Source organism: Microbulbifer sp. 2205BS26-8 (assembly GCF_030731025.1).
GTDB classification, from domain to species: domain Bacteria; phylum Pseudomonadota; class Gammaproteobacteria; order Pseudomonadales; family Cellvibrionaceae; genus Microbulbifer; species Microbulbifer spongiae.
In genome coordinates this window covers 1-1,129 of the sequence record NZ_JAVAMR010000132.1, presented here as the reverse complement: position 1 = coordinate 1,129, position 1,129 = coordinate 1, and the positions used below count along the sequence as shown (strand labels likewise).

Below are 1,129 nucleotides of genomic sequence, written 5' to 3'. Positions count from 1 at the left end.
CACCTGGAAGAATTTGTCCCGAAATCCCACCCGCTGAGAAAGATTCGCCAGGAATTTAATTTGGCATTGCAGCGTATCGACTGGTTGCTCGACTGCGCCTATGCACCGAATGGCAAGGAGTCCATTCCCCCGGAGCGATTACTGCGAGCCCTACTGCTACAGGTTTTATTCAGTGTACGTAGTGAACGCCAGCTGATGGAGCAGATGCGCTACAACCTATTATTCCGCTGGTTCGTTGGCCTCAGTATCGATGACAAGGTGTGGAATCATTCCACTTTCAGCAAGAACCGTGAGCGTCTGCTTGCCCACAACATTATTCCCACCCTGTTCGAAGAAGTGGTGCAGATAGCTCGGCAGAAGCAACTGTTGTCGGAAGAGCATTTCAGCGTCGACGGCACCTTGATTCAGGCATGGGCCTCGCACAAAAGCTTTCTTCGCAAGCAGGACAGCGACGACGATGAGGGTAGTGGCAGCAACAGCGAGCGGGACTTCCACAAGGAGAAGCGCAGCAATGAAACGCACAAATCAGGCACCGATCCAGAGGCTCGGCTGTACAAAAAATCCAAAGGTTCTGAAGCCAAGCTGGCTTATTTGGGTCACACCACCATGGAAAACCGTAATGGCCTGATCGTACAGACGGCGGTAACGCAAGCCAATGGCTGTGGTGAGCGGGAAGCAGCCGAGCAGATGCTGATGGAGCTGCCGGGCTCACGGCGCAAAACCGTTGGTGCAGATAAAGGCTACGACACTCGAGGATTCGTAGCCGCCTGTCGTGGTGCAAATGTAACTCCGCATGTGGCCCAAAATACCAAGCGTCGCGGCGGCTCCGCCATTGACGGACGCACTACTCGGCACAGTGGATATCAAGCGAGCATGAAGGTACGCAAGCGAATTGAGGAGGGTTTCGGTTGGGGCAAAACCATTGGCCTGATTCGCCAAGTAAAAGTTCGTGGGTTAGCGCGGGTCAAGGAGGTATTTACTTTCACTTTTATCGGTTGGAATCTGACCAGAATAAGCAATTTACAAGGGGGGTCCACTTAATGGGCGGAAAAGTAGCAAAATGGCGTTAAGTGAGCCTGTATTCAGCCAAAATCCGATTGAAAATCCATCAAGATAGAAAGAAGCAGAT

Annotated in this window: 1 protein-coding gene; it reads left to right on the top strand. The window is 52.1% G+C overall.

Features of this window, described 5'->3' with window-relative positions; genetic code table 11:
• The first annotated feature begins 3 nt into the window (after positions 1-3).
• Positions 4-1,041 (top strand): IS5 family transposase, encoded by a 1,038-nt coding sequence (locus Q5Y71_RS16870; protein ID WP_306043240.1) that lies wholly within the window; start codon positions 4-6, stop codon positions 1,039-1,041.
• The last annotated feature ends 88 nt before the right edge of the window (positions 1,042-1,129 follow it).